Genomic DNA, 17,205 nt, shown 5'->3' with positions numbered 1-17,205 from the left:
AATAGTGTATTTTTTACTGTTTTCAACAATTAAAAAAAGAGCGGAAAAATGAGAAAGACGCCCCTTTCCCGAAAGCACGCTTATGCTTTAATACGGCATAACAAAAAAGGAGAGAACACCCAGTTCTCTTCTCCTAGTACTCATTGAAATAGGTTTGAATCCGCTTAGGGTCATGCGTTTTTGTCAGCGCAAGCATCAGAAGAATCCGCGCTTTTTGAGGGTTGAGAGAGTTTGAAGCTGTCAAATGGTCTTTTTCATACTCTCGATTAGGTGTTACCGTTCCGTTTCCCGTCCTTGTGGAGCGGACGACCGCCAGCCCGCTTTTGACCGACTTTACGGCGCCTTTTTGCGCCGCATCAGACATTGAGCCGTTTCCCGAGCCTGCAAAAATAATGCCTTGCGCCCCTGATTTTACGGCAGCTTCAAAGAGATAGCTTCCGTCATTTTGATAGCCGTATATAATATCGACCTGCGGCAGTTTATCAAGTTTATCTATCTTGAAATCTGTATCCTTCGTATGCTTTCGGGTCATGATGTTATTAAAATAGATGTCATCAGCAATTGTTCCGATATAACCCATTTCTTCCGATTTGAATGTGTCGGCCGCGGTTGTATTGGTTTTTGTCACATAGCGCGCCGAAGCGATTCTGTCATTTAATACGACAAGCGTCCCCTTACCTTTCGCATCAGGCGCAGCCGCTGTTTTTACAGCGTTATATAAGTTGGATGGCCCGTCCGCTCCGATCGCCGTGGACGGCCTCATTGACCCGGCGACAACAACGGGCTTGTCACTTTTGACCGTCAGATTGAGAAAGTAGGCGGTTTCCTCAAGTGTGTCTGTTCCATGTGTAATGACAATGCCGTCTGTATCATCAGACTTGAGCAGCTTGTTTACCCGTTTTGCAAGTTTCAGCAGTGTCTCGTTATTCATATTCTGGCTGCCGATATTCACAACCTGTTCTCCGCTCACATGCGCGACCTCTTTTATCTCCGGAACGGCCTGAATCAGGGCATCAACTCCGATTGCCCCCGCCGTGTACTCCGTAGCTGACGTCTTTGAAGGAGCAGCGCCTGCAATTGTGCCGCCGGTGGCAAGAATTTTAACATTCGGAAGTCCGTCTTTTTTCGCTGGGGCTGCGGCTGCCATCCGGGGCGGTGTTTCTTTCGCTTGAGGAGATTGGGAGCAGCCGGCCGCGATGAAGAGCAGAGCCGTGATAAATGTAATGAAGGGCATAAATTGTTTTTTCATTCTTTTCTCTCCTTTTCTTTATTTATGAAGATTTTCCTCTCACCGGTCAACGCGCTTGTCAGGCAACCTCCCGAAGAAAATAACCGTTAAAAAACCTTGACACCATCATGTGAAATCAAGATAATAGACCAGTCACTATATTTTAAATTTGTCAAAAATCAGTAAGGTGGGAACATTATGAGCTATGGAGATTCTCGTGAAAAAATCCTCGCCGCGGCAACCAGGCTGTTTCAGCTTCAGGGGTATTACGGCACGGGGCTGAATCAGATTATTAAAGAAAGCGGTGCGCCGAAAGGTTCTCTTTACTATCATTTTCCGGACGGCAAAGAGCAGCTCGCCATTGAGGCTGTCAATGAAATGAGCCATTATATCCGTATGAAAATAAAAGAAAGCCTTGATGCCCATCCTGATCCTGCGGAAAGCATTCAAGCGTTTTTACAGGACTTATCAAGCCAATTCACATGTCCGGAGAACTTTGAAGGGTTTCCTGTCGGTTTACTGGCTGCCGAGACTGCTTTAAAGAGCGAAAAGCTCCAGCAGGCCTGTCAAAGCGCTTATCAGGAATGGGAGAATCTGTTCGCGGGCAAATTGAGATCAGCCGGTTTTTCTGATGAGAAAGCGGCGGAAATCAGCACTGTTTTAAATGCCATGATAGAAGGCGGCATCATTGTGTCCTTAGCCAAAAAAGACAAAATGCCGATCCTCCATATTTCTAAACAAATCCCGAACCTGCTGAAGACATAAAATACGAGAGACATGTACGTATAGAAAGAGAGGAGAATGATTTTGGAAAACGCTCAGCCTTCCAAACAATATAAAGTCATGCCGATCATGATTTCTTTACTGACGGCAGGGTTTATCGGCATGTTCAGTGAAACGGCGCTGAATATCGCCCTGACTGACCTGATGAAGGAGTTACATATCACTCCTGCGACCGTCCAGTGGCTGACGACGGGCTATCTGCTCGTTCTCGGTATTCTTGTCCCGGTATCGGGTCTGCTTTTGCAATGGTTTACGACGAGACAGCTGTTTATCGTTTCACTTGCTTTTTCCATTATCGGCACGCTGATTGCAGCGCTTGCGCCGAGCTTTCCGTTTCTTTTGGCGGCAAGAATCGTGCAGGCTTTAGGAACCGGGCTGCTGCTGCCGCTGATGTTTAATACAATCCTCGTCATCTTTCCGCCGCATAAGCGCGGAGCGGCGATGGGGACGATCGGGCTTGTCATCATGTTCGCTCCTGCGATCGGTCCGACATTTTCAGGGCTCGTGTTAGAGCATTTGAACTGGCATTGGATTTTCTGGATTTCCCTGCCGTTTCTTGTGTTGGCTCTTTTATTCGGCATCGCCTACATGCAGAACGTGTCCGACATTACAAAACCGAAAATTGACGTGCTTTCCATTATTCTGTCTACGATCGGGTTTGGCGGCATCGTATTCGGATTCAGCAATGCGGGCGAAGGATCAGACGGCTGGTCAAGCCCGACGGTTATCGGTTCGCTCACTGTCGGTGCGATCGCGCTCATCTTATTTTCCATCAGGCAGCTGACAATGAAGCAGCCGATGATGAATCTGCGCGCTTTCCGCTATCCGATGTTTGTTCTCGGTGTCGTGATTGTATTTATCTGTATGATGGTTATCTTATCGACAATGCTTCTATTGCCAATGTATTTACAAAGCGGACTGATGCTGACGGCGTTTACGTCCGGGCTCATCCTGTTGCCGGGCGGTATTTTAAACGGCTTTATGTCTCCGGTGACGGGGCGCCTGTTTGACAAATACGGACCGAAGTGGCTTGTCATTCCCGGGTTTGTCATCACGGCCGCCGTACTTTGGTTTTTCTCAAACATTACCGGCACTTCAACGGCCATTCTCATCGTCGTGCTCCACACATGCCTGATGATCGGCATTTCCATGATCATGATGCCGGCGCAAACGAATGGCTTAAACCAGCTGCCGCCGGAATTTTACCCGGACGGAACGGCCATTATGAATACGCTCCAGCAGATGGCCGGCGCAATCGGCACTGCGGTGGCGGTCAGCATCATGGCAGCCGGGCAGAAGAATTATATGAGCACCGTGAAAAACCCGAATGATCCTTCCGCATACTCTCACGCGCTGATTGCGGGCGTCCAGCACGCCTTTATCTTCGCGATGATTGTCGCCGCTATCGGCTTGATCAGCGCCTTCTTTATGAAACGGGTCAAAGTGAATCACTCATAAGAAAACAGCAGGCTCCCCGTGAGTCTGCTGTTTTTTTATATACCGCGCGCTTCAGCCAGTTCATCAATCGCATAGATCAGATCGTCAGCCGTGTTATAGAAATGAGGCGCCAGCCGGATGATATGTCCGCTGGGTGCGCATACGATGTTTTTCCGCCTCAACAGCGCAGCCGTTTCCGCCGCTTTTTCATCCCGTATGGAAATCATGCCGGGTCTGTCATCGGCAGACGGCGGCCCTGTGAGGTGCAACCCTTTTTCAAAAGCGTATTCATACGCAAATGTGCTGAGTTTTTTTACTTCCCGGTGAATGCGGTCTGTGCCGGCATCGTTTACTAGAGATAAAGCCGCCTGTGCCGCATATATGCTGATAAATGCCGGGGTTCCGGTCTCAAAGCGTTTGGCTCCGTCCGCATAAGAAAAACGGGTTAAATCCAGCATCGACGCCCGCTGCTGCCCGAACCACCCGGTGACTTTCGGCTTCAGCCGTTCGGCGAGTTCCTTTCTGACATAAAGAAACGCCGTTCCCGGTATGCCGAGCATATACTTTCTCGCACCCGCGGCCAGCATATCAACTCCCCAGTCTTTTACATCAATCGGGATGTGCCCCGCCGATTGATAAGCATCGACAAAAAGAAGCGATCCCTTCTTTGCGGATATCTCGGCAATGCGCTTCATATCCTGGACAAAACCGGACGTATATGACACATGGGGCACACAGGTGAAAAGCGTCTGTTCCGATATGTACGTCTCATACCGCTCTAACGGGATCATTCCGTCTTCAGACGGCACGACTGAAAGCTTCATCTCAGTCTGTGCCTTCAAAATGTGGGCGATCGCCGGAAAATCCAATTCCGTATACACCGCCTGTTTCTTTCGGCAATCCGGCAAAGCAGAAACGACGGCAGAGACAGCAGCCGTTACTGAAGGTAAAACGGCGATTTCTTCAGGATGGGCGCCGATCAATTTCGCAAATTCACACCTTGCCCGCTCCGTTCGTCCAATGGCTTCTTCCCAGTTTCCGCCATGCTGAAGCAGGCTTTCCTGATAGTCATTGACCGCTTTTGAAACCGGCAGGGCAAGAGCGCTTTGAGAGCAGCTGGCGAGCATCGTATGTGTGCGGAGCGCAGGAAATAAAGATCGGTATTGCACCAGAGGCGAATTCAAGACGTGTTTCCCCCTTCGGCAGGAATATATGTCCATTATAGAGTATGGTAAAAAGAAAAGGAGGGTTTTATATGGAGAAAAAAGTATTGCTGACAGGCTTTGACCCCTTCGGCGGGGAAACGGTCAATCCTTCATGGGAAGCGGTCAAACGGCTGAATGGTGCCGCTGAGGGCCCCGCCTCTATCGTATCTGAACAAGTGCCGACCGTTTTTTATAAGTCTCTTGCCGTGCTGCGCGAGGCGATCAAAAAACATCAGCCTGACATTATCATCTGTGTCGGACAGGCAGTCGGCAGAATGCAGATCACGCCGGAACGGGTCGCGATCAATCTCAATGAGGCGCGCATACCGGATAACGAAGGAAACCAGCCTGTCGGGGAAAACATTTCTCAAGACGGTCCCGCGGCCTATTGGACCGGCCTTCCGATCAAACGGATCGTTGAGGAAATCAAAAAGGAAGGCATTCCCGCGGCTGTATCCTACACGGCGGGGACGTTTGTATGCAATCACCTCTTTTACGGGCTGATGGATGAAATCAGCCGCCATCATCCGCACCTCCGCGGCGGGTTTATACACATCCCGTACATTCCGGAGCAAACCTTGCAGAAGTCTGCGCCGAGCCTCAGCCTGGATCTCGTGACAAAAGCGCTCAAAATCGCCGCGGTGACCGCCGCGGCGCATGAGGACGATATTGAGACCGGCGGAGGCGAACTTCACTAAGCTGCAGACGGCGCCTCGGCCCATTTCTTCCGGTAAACGATGCGGGACAGCGTCACACTGATTTCATAGAGGACGAGCAGCGGAATCATGACGAGAAAGTCAGACATAAAATCCGGAGGCGTAATCAGCACCGAGACGACGATCAGCACAAAATACGAAAGCTTCCGCGCCTTTGCCAGCCGGGTTGGATTCACGATTCCGAGCCGTGTCAGAAACATGACGGCCAGAGGCATTTCAAACAAAAATCCGAACGGCAATGTAAGATTCAGCATAAAGGTAAAATACTTGTCCGCCGTAAATACCATGTCAAAATGGCCGGCGGATAATTGTGTTAAAAATCCGAGCACAATCGGAAACAGCACAAAATACCCGAAGGAAATTCCGATAATAAACAAAACCGAAAGCCCCGGAATGTAAAGCAAAGCGGCGCGGCGTTCAAACGGGGTCAAAGCCGGCGCCGTAAAACGCCAGAGCTGAAAAGCGGCAACCGGAATCGTTGCCGTAAGGGCGCATATTCCCGCAATCATCATATACACCCATAAAATCTCGCTCGGCCCTAAAACGGCCAGCCTGCCATCCAAATCCTTGATCAGCCAGTCATAAATATCCTGCACAAACCAGCAGGCGCCGATAAAAAACACGAGAAAGGCGATAACGGTTTTAATGAGACGCTGCCGAACTTCCTCTAAATGCCCGATCAAGTGGGTTTCTTTTTTATCCAATCGTACATCCTCCTTATAGAGAAAGAGGCAGAAACGGATTCGTCTGCCCCCATGTCAGGATTCAGCCTGCCGTTTTGTCTTTCTCAGCCGTCTGCTTGTCCGGCTCTTCATTTGAGACCAGTGTTTTTGCGGCGCTTTTAAATTCAAGCAGCGTGCGGCCGGCGGCACGGCCGATTTCCGGAAGCTTTGAAGGCCCGAAAATGATGAGAGCGATGACGAAGATCAGGATCAACCCGGGAATGCCGATATTAGAAAACATGAGTGTGCCTCCTTATTGTGAGATTTTGGCCCGTTTCCTTCTCATTTGCTTTTCATGCGCATTGTTATGGGCGAAGAAACGATCCTCTTCCACCTCGTTTGACTGCTTTACACCGCCTGCAACCGCAGCTTGAGAGACCTTCCGAATCCCCGTCTGGTCTTTCTGATAAATGAATGAAGCCCGCGTGGATACCTCAGCCCCCGGCTCCGTCACGTACGGCACCACTCTGTAATCCGCTCTCCATTGGGCAGGGGTCACCGTACAGCGGACATAGCCGCGGTAATCGTTGAAAAACTTAATATGCGGGTTTTGTTTTAAGATCTGATCCGTATCGGCCCGTTTATCCGCTCCGTTTCCTCCAGATGTAATGGAAGTCCCGACGAATTCGGCTCCGAAAATCTTTGAATTCGTTTGATTAAAATCGGTATGCAGGTTTGACGCCCAGCTTGCGTGAACATCACCCGTCAGCACGATGACATTGTTCAGGTTTTTGCTTTTTATAAAATTGATGACCCGCTCCCGCTGAGCCGGGTAGCCGTCCCATGAATCCATGCTGTATATCGGATTGGCGGTTGTTCCGAAATTCCATTGCGCGAAAAAGATTTGCTGCGCCAGCACATTCCACTTCGCTTTTGAGGCGGCTAAATTTCCGAACAGCCATTGCTCCTGTTCTGTCCCCATCAATGTACGCTTCGGGTCTCTCCACTCATCAGAAGGCGGCTTATTCCCGTCGCCGTTGGCCTGATCATCTCTGTACTGTCTTGTATCAAGCACATTGAACGATGCCAAATTGCCATAAGAAAATTGCCTGTACAGCCGCATATCAGGACCGTTCGGCAATGACATGCGCCTGAGCGGCATGTGTTCATAATAAGCCTGGTAAGCTGCGGCCCTCCTGAGCACAAACGCTTCAACGGATTGGCCTTTTTCAGGGATAACATTGGCATAATTGTTTTCCACCTCATGATCGTCCCACGTCACGACCCACGGAAATGCGGCGTGGGCGGCTTTCAGATTGGCATCAGAGCGGTATTGGGCATGACGGTTGCGGTAATCTGACAGTGTATACACTTCAGCGCTGCTGTGCGTCCTGACATTTCCCGTTTTTGACACATATTCGTTCGGTCCGTATTCATAAATGTAATCTCCGAGATGGAACACGAGATCAAGCTTTTCATTCGCCATATGTTTATATGCCGTATAATAGCCGTGTTCATACTGCTGGCATGAGGCAAATGCAAACGTCATGGCGGATACGTCAGCGCCGGGAGCGGGCAGCGTTTTCGTCCGGCCGACGGGACTGAGCTCATGCCCGCTTTTAAACCGGTAGTAGTACACTTTATTGGGCTTGAGCCCGTCCGCCTCGACATGGACGGAGTGTCCGAGATTCGGCTTGGCCATTTCCGTTCCGCGTTTGACGATGTGACGAAAATGTTCATCAGCGGCGATTTCCCATTTTACCGGCACGGCCTGCTTCGGCATACCGCCCCCATTCAGCGGGTCAGGGGCAAGACGCGTCCAGAGAATGACGCTGTCAGACAGCGGGTCGCCGGAAGCTACGCCGAGGGTGAACGGATAGTTTGAAAATTTCGGAGCGGCATTCACTTCAAACGCGCCGATGGATTGCGCGATCGCTAACCCGAGGGAAAGACCGGCGATTTTACCGGCGCCCTGTATAAATGCGCGGCGGTCAAACGTATTGTTCTGAAAGCTTTTGTTCTCCAATTCCTTGATCCATTCATCTAAACGGCCGTCATGTGTCATGTCAGTTCCCCTTTCGTCTCATTGATCGCCCTTATTATAAAAAAGAAATGTTAAACCGCTATGAAGAAGTGTGAAGGGTTTGTAAGGCTGAAAAATGGACGGCGGGAGACATTTTTCACATTGTTTCGACAAACCTTGCCCCGCCGGGAGAAAACCCCCTCTGTTTCTTTTTGGCTTGTCATCCGTCAAGCGAACTTTTTTCCTGTTTTTCTTCACAAAAAATTAAAAAAACACCGTTCATTCTCAGAACGGTGCGCCCGGGATTAAAATGTATTGTACACGTTTTCGCACGTCTCACCTGTCGGCTGATAGAAGCAGTGGGATTTGAATCTCGCGACAAACGGCTGATCATACCAAGTCGGCGGGCAGTTTCCCGGCGGCTTAAAATACCACAGACTGAACTTAGCCGGCCAAAACCGTTCTCCGTTAATCGTCCGGCGGGCAAGCCTCCGCTCGGATTCACGCGGTCTCTGGTAAAAGTATCCGTGAGTCACCGCTTCAAACGCGTGCGGCTGAAACACCATCTGCCTGATGGTGCGCAGGCCTTTAAAATCAGAACAATTCGCCCGCACCCGATTGATTCCCACATTGCCGACCAAAAGCATTCCCTGCTTCCCTTCGCCTTCCGCTTCCGCCCTGAGCAGCCTTGCCATTAGATCCAGATCGGCGCTCGACGCTTTTACGACTGCCATCATGACACCTCCCGTATTTTCTCCCTTCATCATATTCAGCCGCGGCCCAGTGATGACAGACAAAAGCCAGAAAACAAATGTTCACGAAAAAAGGGTTTATATTTCACGGGATGAGGAAACATACTAACATGATTTCCATAAGGAGGAATTCGCATGGAACACATTAAAGCGCTTGCCATTAAAGGCATTATGACCATCATTATTCTGTATCTGATACTCGGCTTAGGTTTTCGCTTTACATTCGGCGATGTGCTGCTGATGACCATTGTGCTGGGAGCCGTTTCTTACTTTACGGGCGACCTGTACGTGCTTCCGAGATGGAATAATATCACGGCGGCGTCCGCTGATTTCGGAATCGCGTTTCTTGTTGTCTGGCTGATGGGAATGCCGCTGTCCATGGGCATTTCCGGAGGAAGACTGGCGTTTGCCGCTCTTATTTCCGCCGTCATCATCGCCGTCGGAGAATATTTTTTCCATATCTATCTGATGAGAAAAGACTTGGGCGGGTCCCGTTTTTTAGAACCCCGGTCCGAATAACCTAAAAAAGGCCGGATAAAAGCCCCTTTAAAGGGGGCTTTTTATTTGTAAAGTATAAACGCTTTATACATCTTGATATAACTGATAAACCCTTTTCAGCCTTTCTTCGAGCTGTTCAAAATGAACAAAGCGGGCTTCTCTCAGAAACTCAGTCCCATCAATGAACAAAAGAAGCACGGGAACAGTGAAGACTGAAAATCTGCCGGCCACCTCTTCTACCTCGTCAGCATTGATATGCCCCAATTTGATATTCGGAAACTGATCCAATACTTTTCTGAGCTGCGGCAGAACAGCGTGACATACTGTACAGGCGGGTCTTGAAATGTAGATAAAACTGAATTGATGCTGTTTAATAAAATTCTCGATAGAATCTAATGAATGTAATTCTGCCATCTCTTTCATCAAAACCCTCCTCCAAATCGGCTCGTCTTTTATGACCAAGCTCATCGATACTCGTACATTCACTATACACATTTATATTGAACATATCCGCTTTTTTGCTATTCAGAGCACCTGAACGTTGTGCTTGAAAAATAAAAGAACAGTTACCGCTTTTCAGTAACTGTTCTTAGATACTTATATTAAAAATGCAAAGCGTACGCCCCTGAACCGATGAGTGCAACTCCGATGGAGACTGCAATCAGCACCAAGTTATATTCAAAACCGCCGGCACCGTTGGCAAATCCTTTCGCTCCATGGACTTTTACGATGGCACCTAACATAATAATCGTTATAATAGCAGCTCCGAGCGGGAGGAAAACACCTAAAATAAATAGAATTCCGCTTGCGAGTTCCCCGAGACCTGATAAAGCGGCCGCGGCATTGCCTGGTTTAACTCCAATTGACTCGAACCATTGTCCGGTTCCTTTAATTCCGTATCCGCCAAACCAGCCGAATAATTTTTGTGATCCATAAAACAGAAACACCACACCAATCATGATTCGAATAAGTAATAGTCCTGCATCTTCCATTTTTATCTCTCCTTATTTTTCATATTATATGATGTCTGCAAGGCAGCTGTTTACCAACAGTCGCTTCCAGCAAACATCTGTTAAATGTATGTCTTGTTATTTTTCTTCATGCTTCACGTTCATCTATCAATCAATCTAATTCTCTCACTTCAAACGGCAGCAGCCCTTGTTCAATTTGTGCCCGGTGCGGTTCATACTGCTCAGGGAGCATCAGTTTTCCGCCCATTGTTTCTTGTGACTCATCATGGGCAAAGCCAGGCGGATCAGTTGCGATCTCAAATAAGATTTCCCCATGTTCTCTGAAGTAAACCGCATTAAAATAGTTTCTATCCTGAACAGGAGTCACACCATATCCGTGCGCAGCAATGAACCTTTGCCAATCTAATTGATCTTCGTCATCCTGAGCCCGCCAAGCGATGTGATGGACCGTGCCGACACCCATTTGCCCGCGGCCGATAGGCGTTAACTTAAGGTCAATCACATTTCCGATATCACCGGCAGAACGATAACGAACGAAGTCTCCTTCTTTACCGACTCGCTCAAGCCCCATGATGTTTTCCAGCAGTTTACCTGTTTTTTCAGGCTGTGCTGATAACAGGGTCGCACCGCCAAAGCCTTTAATGGCAACATCCGGGGTTACGTCTTTGAACGTCCACGTATTGGCTTCTCCTTCTTCTCTTTCCACGATTTCTAAGTGCAGACCGTGCGGGTCATCAAATTCTATATATTGTTCTCCAAAACGCTCGATTTTTGTGTATGGAATGTTGAACTTTTCAAGTCTCTTTTCCCAAAACGCCATGGCACCCTTCGGCACGGCGTAAGATGTCACGCCAACCTGTCCGTCTCCAATGATGCCTTGGCGGGCGCCCGCCCACGGAAAGAATGTGATGATTGTTCCCGGCTTCCCGCCTTCATCCCCAAAATAAAGGTGATACGTACCCGGATCATCAAAATTGACCGTTTGCTTGACCAATCGCAGCCCCAGCACTCCAGCGTAGAAATCAGCATTCTCTTGAGGGTGACCGACAATTGCTGTAATATGATGGATGCCCATCGTTTTTTTCGCCATTTTTATTCGCTCCTTTACAAATAGTTAAATATACTCCACAAACTCATTCACAGGCTTTCGGTAGCCGCGCGGCCTTCTGCTTTCTATTTTTTCTTTCCCGATTGTAATCATCATGACGACCTCAAATTGATCATCTATATTCAAAATCTGTTTCACGGCTTCAGCATCAAACCCTATCATCGGACAGGTGTCCCAGCCTTTTTCCTTAGCACTCAGCATAAACATCATCGCAGAAAGTGAAGCATTTCTTATCGCCTCATCTCTCTTAAATGGTTCTCCCCTGTTTTCATAAAACGAAACGGTGTCTTGAACCATGTGATCATACTCTTGTTTATTTAATACCCCCAGCATCTTCAATCCTTCATAGATGTCAGCCGCTTGCTGATATGCCTGCTTATCCCCTAAAACCAAAAGAACAGCTGATGAGCTAAACACTTTATATTGTCCGTTTGCGGCCTGCTTCAGCTTTTCTTTTACATCCGGGTCAAGAACCGTCACATATTTTGTGTGCTGCAAATTAAAAGCTGATGGAGCCAACGCAACCAATTCAAACATTTCGTTGAGTTCATCTCTTGTGATTGGATGTTCTGGAAGAAAGTTGCTTGCAGATCTTCTTTCATTCACTAGCTGTACAAATTCAGCCATTTCCCTCGTACCCCCTTTATCTCGAATTCGAGATATTATAGTATAAAAAACCAAATAACATATGATCAAAAAACGAAACGTTCTCTTCACTGATCTTTTCGTGATTCAAACGATCAGAAGGTTCTTATCCTGCACTCTAATTAAATTATCTTGAATTAAAAAATCTTGAATTCGAGATAATAATAAAAGATAAATACTCAAATGTCAACAGTTCTTTTTTTAATTCAGCCCCATTTTGTCTGTGTACTGTTTAGCCCTGCTCCAACTTTTTTTCTGTCACCTTATTTATTAGTAAACAGGAAAAAACCTTGCTATAGACCCACTCGAAACTGAATTGGTACGATAAGCAAAGTGATTACACAAGAAAGGATACGGAGAGCGAATCAAAAGCGCCTCTATTTTTTTGTGCAGTTTTATAGGAGGAAAAAATGACAAGTGAAAGAGAACAAATAAGCAAAAAAGTTGCTTTGATTGCATTGATAGCCAATCTGATCTTAATGGCAGGAAAGATCTTTTTTGGACTGATAGGCGATAGTGAAGCAGTTTTTGCCGACGGTATACATTCTGCAGCGGATGTCGTGGCTTCAATTGCTGTCCTGGCCGTCATCGGCATTTCTAATAAGCCGCCCGATCAAGACCATCCTTTCGGGCATGGCAAAGCTGAGGTCATCAGCGAAGCGATTGTAGGAATCATATTAGTGCTCGTTTCCGTGTATATTCTGATAGAAGCGATTTCGTCCTTTGTTGAAGGTCCAAGCATCCCGCAATACAGCGCATTGTTTGCGGCTCTGATATCCTACGCGGCTAAGCAGATCTTATATCGTTATTCGATCAAACAAGGGGAAAAATGGAACAGTAAAGCGATTATAGCGATTGCATACGATCATAAAGGCGATATCGTTGCCTCTCTTGCCGCTTTTATCGGCGTCCTATTGGCGATTATCGGGAACACACGCGGATGGTCCTATCTGTTGTACGCCGATGCAATTGCCAGTGTCATCGTGGCGTACCTTATTTTTAAGATTTCAATGGAATTAATCAAGCCGTCTGTTGACGTTCTCATGGAAAAAAGTGTTGATCCCGAACTGATAGAGGAATATAAAGCCGTTATTTTGCATTGCCCTCAAGTCAAACGGCTCGATAAAATCCGAGCAAGAGAACACGGCCACTATAAATTGCTTGATGTCCGGTTATCTTTGGATCATGATTTGACGATTAAGCAGGGACACGATATTGCCCGCGAAATCCGAAATGAAATCCAAAGACACTTTTCAGATGTTGAAGAAGTGCTCATCCACGTGAATCCTTATTTTGAAGAATGAAAAAGCAGCTTGTAGAGAAAACGATGTTTTTTCTGCAAGCTTTTTTGTTTTGTGCTGTTTCTTTACATATCATTTGATTTCAGGTGCAGAAAAAGCACTCCCACATGCCTAGCTTTGCTTGGCTGGGTATGTGGCAATCTTCAACATCATTTTGAATAAGATCAGCGGATCAAGTGAGGGGCGGCCTTTATTTTCGCTGCAGTAAGGTGTGACCTTTTCAACGATGAAAGAGAAGTCTATGTATTTATCAATTTTTCGAAGAAGGTGATCCTCTTCGACGAGTTGGTCAAACAGAACGAATTCGGCTCTGTTTTGAGAAAAATTTCTTGTGCGGAACATGAGAAAGAAACCGTTTTTTTCAGTCTTTCTTTTATTTTATGACAAGGGAAAAATAAAGGCTGTCGAGATTTTCTCGACAGCCTGAAGGCCGGATAACGGCCTTTTTCGTTTGATTTCACTGATCAATATGCTTTCTGATAAAATGCAGCAGCGTGTTTCCTTGAGCGGTCAATATGACGCCCTTCGCGCCGCACTTCGGACAGGGCGTCCCTTCCTTCTCCTCGCCGGTTCCTTCACAATGCGGACACGTGAGCTCAAGATCGTCGGTTGCGATCACCATGAATATCCCTCCTTTTTTGATTGTTTGTCCGTCTCCAGTCACTTTCCATGGCCATCACCTCCTTAACAATACAAAAAAACCCCGTCCATCAAAGGACGAGGTTTTCGCGGTGCCACCTTTATTAACGGCTGAAGAGCCATTCTCTCAAAAAGTACAGAAACACACGGTTTCAATACTCCTTTCTTGATAACGGGGAAGAATCCCGGCACCGCCTACTGTCATTTCAGCGCAGCAATTCAGAAGCCCATTCGGCACCGGACGGGGATCGGTTCACAGCGGCCACCGACTCTCTGAACCCCGCGCGCTGATGCGTACTTACTCTTCCTCAGCATTGTTCATCCGTTCTTTTATTTTAAAATGTATCATACGCTGTCATCCGGCGGAAGTCAATAACCTTTCGGATCGGTCAGGCCGAGCATGTCCCGCGCCATTTGCATATGCTCCTCTTGCCCCGTCTGAAGCGCGAACTTCGCCGTTTCCGCAGGGTAAGCGGCCTGCCATTCTGTCACATGCTCCTGCATTTTCGGCCAAACGCGCCCGCCTTCAGCTTCGTAGCTCTTCATCAGCCGTTTTGTTTCATTTTCTCCTAATATCACTTGATAAAGGACAAAATCCTTGGCCGGATCGGCAACCTTTGCCTCCGTCCAATCGAGGAGACCCGTCACACGCTGATTTTCGCCGATCAAAATATGCGGAGGATGCAAGTCGCCATGGATCAGCGCGGAAAAATCAGGCCAGTACGAACTGTCATTTATCCACGTTTGCCATCTTTTCCAATGCCAGCTTACCGGCTGCCTCCGCTGACAAATTTTGATCCCTCGCGTAAATCTTTCGCCTCCAAAAAGAAGACGTGAATGAATTTTTTCATATTCACTTTAACCGGAGAAAGCGGCACGGTTTCCTTAGCCTGCATTTCTTTCATTCTCTTGCTGACAGCGGGGAAATCAAAGAATTTCGAGGCGTAATATTCAAATTTGGGGTTTGAAAAATCAGTTGTGCCCAATGAAGCGAAATGGTTTAACGAATGAATGACGGCCCTTCTGATCCGCTGTTCCGAGGCTTTGATTTCCCTGTTAACCTCGGCTTGTGCCGCCGCAGGCCCCAGCTTCCGGATGGCGACGTTTGTAAACATCTGCTTTAAAGACGGGATGTTTCTTTCCGCCTGTTCATCCTCAAATAAATAGTGAAGGACGGCCATGAGGTCATGCGCCCCGCTTTCTCCCACGATGCCTAATTCCGATAAAAGAAATTTTCCTGTTTCTTTGATTGATTTCTCGCGCATCCCCCCCGGCCCGCTTTTTTTCGGCTCATTCCGCTGAATAAGACGGCTTAACGAGTGTTGGATGTCGCCGATCGAGGTTTCCAGTTCAATCCGCTCTTTTACTTTTCGCAAAACGGTGACGATCTCGATTTTGTTGATCGGTTTGTGGATAAAGTATTCGATGCCGAGAGAATAAGCTTCTCCCACCATTTCCTTTGCCTCCACCTGCGATATCATCACCGCTTTTCCGTTGTACGATCCCTGAAGATGCCGGATCGTCTCAATCCCGTCCCGACCCGGCATCAGCAGATCAATTAATAAAATATCGACTTGTTTAAAATGGAGATAATGCCCTTCAATCTGGCTTCCGTCCTCTGCCTCACCGACGACTTCGCCTAAATCCTCGTCCTCGATCATCTGTTTTAAAATGGAACGGATCGCCCGGTCATCATCAGCTATAAAAAAACGCATATTATGAGTTCATCCTTTCTGCAATCAAATGCTTCACCGGCAGTTTAATCGTAAATATGACGCCTTTTGGCTTGTTATGAAAGGAAATGTCTCCGTCAAGTTCAGTTACGATTTCCTTCACGTAAGTAAGCCCGATGCCCGTTGAAGGTGTGCCGAATTCATCGTATTTGGATGTAAACCCGGGATCATAAACGACCTCTCCGATTTTTTCCGGAATGCCGGGACCGTCATCTTCCGCCTGAAATTCAGCCTTTTCTCCTTCCGCCCTGCGCAGCGCGAGGCGGATCTCACCCCTGTCTCCCATGGCTTCGACGGCATTGGCGGTCAGGTTATTTAAGATCGACAGGACGGTAAAGACGTGATAATCGGAATGTTCTCCTTCAATCACGCTCCGGAATTGAATGTCCTTGCCTAAAGATTCGGCGTATTTTTCATTGATTCGGATGACGATGCCGACCAGAGCGGCGGCATTCATGTAATCCCGGAATCTCTCATTGGAAATCAGCTTCGACAAACCGGCGAATATTCGCTGATTGTCTTTTTTCACTTCATGAATTTCTCCCGCAAGGCGCAGCATTCGGCTCCCGAGCTCCCGGTCGTTCCCGCTCATTTCCCGATATAGCTGATAGGATTCTTTCGTCACATGCTCCGTCGTTTTCAGCGTTTTTTTCAAATGAATCGTTTCTTCATATAAGTTGGACACAATCATCAGCATGTGCTCATGCTGCTTTCTCGTTTGTTTTTCCCTGACCTGAGATTCGTGCAGCTTCATCACGTTGAAAAAACTCAGCACAATAAATGTGTGAGAAACAGCGATAACCGCAATATCCGCCAGCTTGTCCGGCATCATAATCTGCCGGCCGCCGGAAAACTGAACCGTCATTTCAACGGCATCGGACGCAATTTCAATGAGAAAACCGAGAAACCCGATCATCAGCGGCCGATCCCAAAAAAGCCTGACCTTCAGCACATAAAACAAGCAGGCATATGTAAAGTAAAAAAAGAAACTGGGATATTGGCTGAAAAAAGCCTCCGTAAAGCCGGCATGCTCTCCTCCCCAGCACTCCAGGCCGATCCGGAATGCCACAACGGCTGCACCTGTCAACAGCCCTGACAATACTGCCGGCACATGCCGAAGCAGCAGCAGAAAAAAGAAAAAAGCCGGGGCGCCGAAGCTGATCCGATATACCTCATTCAGGGGGTAAAATTTCAGTTCCCCCGCCAACGGCACGGTGATCAGCATAAGGGCGAAAAGATAGCCGTCTTTTTTCAGTAAATAGTCGAGCCTGATCATAATCACTTCCTTCTTCTGTCTATTTTGAACAAGACCGATACAGTCCGCAAATTTCTTTAGACCCGAATGGCGGGACGCTCCGGCTGATTTATAAATCTATCGGCTTATTTTAAGAATGATTTTGTCGTATTTTGTATGATTCTGTAGATGTCATTATACATTAACATGGAACACGCTATTTTTGAAAACGTTTTCCAAGACCGGTTTCCGCTTCGGACAGGCTTGCAA

At 47.6% G+C, this 17,205-nt stretch carries 18 protein-coding genes, 2 pseudogenes and 1 other annotated feature; of the genes and pseudogenes, 5 read left to right on the top strand and 15 right to left on the bottom strand.

The window, feature by feature from the left end; all coding sequences use genetic code 11:
• Window positions 1–133 precede the first annotated feature (133 nt).
• Window positions 134–1,249, bottom strand: a complete 1,116-nt coding sequence (locus NSQ37_RS06800; protein ID WP_076425776.1) for a type II asparaginase — start codon at window positions 1,247–1,249, stop codon at window positions 134–136.
• Window positions 1,250–1,426: 177 nt separating this feature from the next.
• Here NSQ37_RS06800 and NSQ37_RS06795 point away from each other — a divergent pair, with 177 nt between their 5' ends.
• Window positions 1,427–1,993, top strand: coding sequence for a TetR/AcrR family transcriptional regulator (locus NSQ37_RS06795; protein WP_007409030.1), 567 nt, complete (start codon window positions 1,427–1,429; stop codon window positions 1,991–1,993).
• A 36-nt stretch (window positions 1,994–2,029) separates the two neighbouring features.
• On the top strand, window positions 2,030–3,469 hold the full coding sequence (gene lmr(B) / locus NSQ37_RS06790; protein ID WP_038455963.1) for a lincomycin efflux MFS transporter Lmr(B): 1,440 nt from the start codon (window positions 2,030–2,032) through the stop codon (window positions 3,467–3,469).
• A gap of 35 nt (window positions 3,470–3,504) precedes the next feature.
• Here lmr(B) and NSQ37_RS06785 read toward each other — a convergent pair whose 3' ends face one another.
• On the bottom strand, window positions 3,505–4,632 hold the full coding sequence (locus NSQ37_RS06785) for an aminotransferase class V-fold PLP-dependent enzyme (protein WP_326146293.1): 1,128 nt from the start codon (window positions 4,630–4,632) through the stop codon (window positions 3,505–3,507).
• A 71-nt stretch (window positions 4,633–4,703) separates the two neighbouring features.
• Between NSQ37_RS06785 and pcp the strand changes: the two genes are divergently transcribed.
• Complete coding sequence (gene pcp, locus NSQ37_RS06780; RefSeq protein WP_341123436.1) at window positions 4,704–5,351, top strand: pyroglutamyl-peptidase I; 648 nt, start codon at window positions 4,704–4,706, stop codon at window positions 5,349–5,351.
• On the opposite strand, the gene tatC is transcribed toward pcp, so the two are convergent.
• The 4 genes from tatC to NSQ37_RS06760 all read right to left on the bottom strand — a co-directional run bounded on the left by tatC (window position 5,348) and on the right by NSQ37_RS06760 (window position 8,788).
• Entirely contained in the window at window positions 5,348–6,073 is a 726-nt protein-coding gene (gene tatC, locus NSQ37_RS06775; RefSeq protein WP_007409026.1) for a twin-arginine translocase subunit TatC, read from the bottom strand. The genes pcp and tatC overlap by 4 nt on opposite strands.
• Before the next feature lie 61 nt (window positions 6,074–6,134).
• On the bottom strand, window positions 6,135–6,332 hold the full coding sequence (locus tag NSQ37_RS06770; protein WP_003156681.1) for a twin-arginine translocase TatA/TatE family subunit: 198 nt from the start codon (window positions 6,330–6,332) through the stop codon (window positions 6,135–6,137).
• A 12-nt stretch (window positions 6,333–6,344) separates the two neighbouring features.
• Entirely contained in the window at window positions 6,345–8,096 is a 1,752-nt protein-coding gene (locus NSQ37_RS06765) for an alkaline phosphatase D family protein (RefSeq protein ID WP_341123435.1), read from the bottom strand.
• 263 nt (window positions 8,097–8,359) lie between these two features.
• Entirely contained in the window at window positions 8,360–8,788 is a 429-nt protein-coding gene (locus NSQ37_RS06760) for a cell wall hydrolase (RefSeq protein WP_011996267.1), read from the bottom strand.
• A 153-nt stretch (window positions 8,789–8,941) separates the two neighbouring features.
• Here NSQ37_RS06760 and NSQ37_RS06755 point away from each other — a divergent pair, with 153 nt between their 5' ends.
• Window positions 8,942–9,325: a DUF2512 family protein gene (locus NSQ37_RS06755; protein WP_003156684.1), complete on the top strand. Its 384-nt coding sequence runs from the start codon at window positions 8,942–8,944 to the stop codon at window positions 9,323–9,325.
• 63 nt (window positions 9,326–9,388) lie between these two features.
• Here the strand turns inward: NSQ37_RS06755 and NSQ37_RS06750 are convergent, their stop codons facing one another.
• The 4 genes from NSQ37_RS06750 to NSQ37_RS06735 all read right to left on the bottom strand — a co-directional run bounded on the left by NSQ37_RS06750 (window position 9,389) and on the right by NSQ37_RS06735 (window position 12,010).
• Complete coding sequence (locus tag NSQ37_RS06750) at window positions 9,389–9,727, bottom strand: thioredoxin family protein (RefSeq protein WP_007409022.1); 339 nt, start codon at window positions 9,725–9,727, stop codon at window positions 9,389–9,391.
• Window positions 9,728–9,906: 179 nt separating this feature from the next.
• A complete protein-coding gene (locus tag NSQ37_RS06745) occupies window positions 9,907–10,296 on the bottom strand; it encodes a DoxX family protein (protein WP_007609195.1) in 390 nt (129 codons plus the stop codon).
• Window positions 10,297–10,426: 130 nt separating this feature from the next.
• Window positions 10,427–11,365: a ring-cleaving dioxygenase gene (locus tag NSQ37_RS06740; RefSeq protein ID WP_059366501.1), complete on the bottom strand. Its 939-nt coding sequence runs from the start codon at window positions 11,363–11,365 to the stop codon at window positions 10,427–10,429.
• Between the two features lie 24 nt (window positions 11,366–11,389).
• On the bottom strand, window positions 11,390–12,010 hold the full coding sequence (locus tag NSQ37_RS06735; RefSeq protein WP_011996264.1) for a nitroreductase family protein: 621 nt from the start codon (window positions 12,008–12,010) through the stop codon (window positions 11,390–11,392).
• Window positions 12,011–12,438: 428 nt separating this feature from the next.
• On the opposite strand from NSQ37_RS06735, the gene NSQ37_RS06730 reads away from it, so the two are divergent.
• On the top strand, window positions 12,439–13,332 hold the full coding sequence (locus NSQ37_RS06730) for a cation diffusion facilitator family transporter (RefSeq protein WP_011996263.1): 894 nt from the start codon (window positions 12,439–12,441) through the stop codon (window positions 13,330–13,332).
• A 144-nt stretch (window positions 13,333–13,476) separates the two neighbouring features.
• Here the strand turns inward: NSQ37_RS06730 and NSQ37_RS06725 are convergent.
• The 5 genes and pseudogenes from NSQ37_RS06725 to NSQ37_RS06705 form a co-directional block, all read right to left on the bottom strand.
• Window positions 13,477–13,671 (bottom strand): annotated as a pseudogene (locus tag NSQ37_RS06725) (IS5/IS1182 family transposase); the annotation flags it as partial.
• Window positions 13,672–13,786: 115 nt separating this feature from the next.
• Window positions 13,787–13,951, bottom strand: coding sequence for a tryptophan RNA-binding attenuator protein inhibitory protein (locus NSQ37_RS06720; RefSeq protein WP_007409016.1), 165 nt, complete (start codon window positions 13,949–13,951; stop codon window positions 13,787–13,789).
• 88 nt (window positions 13,952–14,039) lie between these two features.
• Window positions 14,040–14,289: a binding site (T-box leader), on the bottom strand.
• A 48-nt stretch (window positions 14,290–14,337) separates the two neighbouring features.
• Window positions 14,338–14,727: pseudogene (locus NSQ37_RS06715) on the bottom strand (phosphotransferase); the annotation flags it as partial.
• A gap of 8 nt (window positions 14,728–14,735) precedes the next feature.
• A complete protein-coding gene (locus NSQ37_RS06710; RefSeq protein WP_011996260.1) occupies window positions 14,736–15,683 on the bottom strand; it encodes a DNA-binding domain-containing protein in 948 nt (315 codons plus the stop codon).
• A gap of 1 nt (window position 15,684) precedes the next feature.
• Window positions 15,685–16,977 (bottom strand): sensor histidine kinase, encoded by a 1,293-nt coding sequence (locus tag NSQ37_RS06705; protein ID WP_326364959.1) that lies wholly within the window; start codon window positions 16,975–16,977, stop codon window positions 15,685–15,687.
• Between the last annotated feature and the right edge of the window lie 228 nt (window positions 16,978–17,205).

Origin of the sequence: Bacillus sp. FSL P4-0334 (genome assembly GCF_038004825.1) — a bacterium.
GTDB classification, from domain to species: domain Bacteria; phylum Bacillota; class Bacilli; order Bacillales; family Bacillaceae; genus Bacillus; species Bacillus velezensis.
This window is presented reverse-complemented; position numbering and strand designations above follow the sequence as displayed.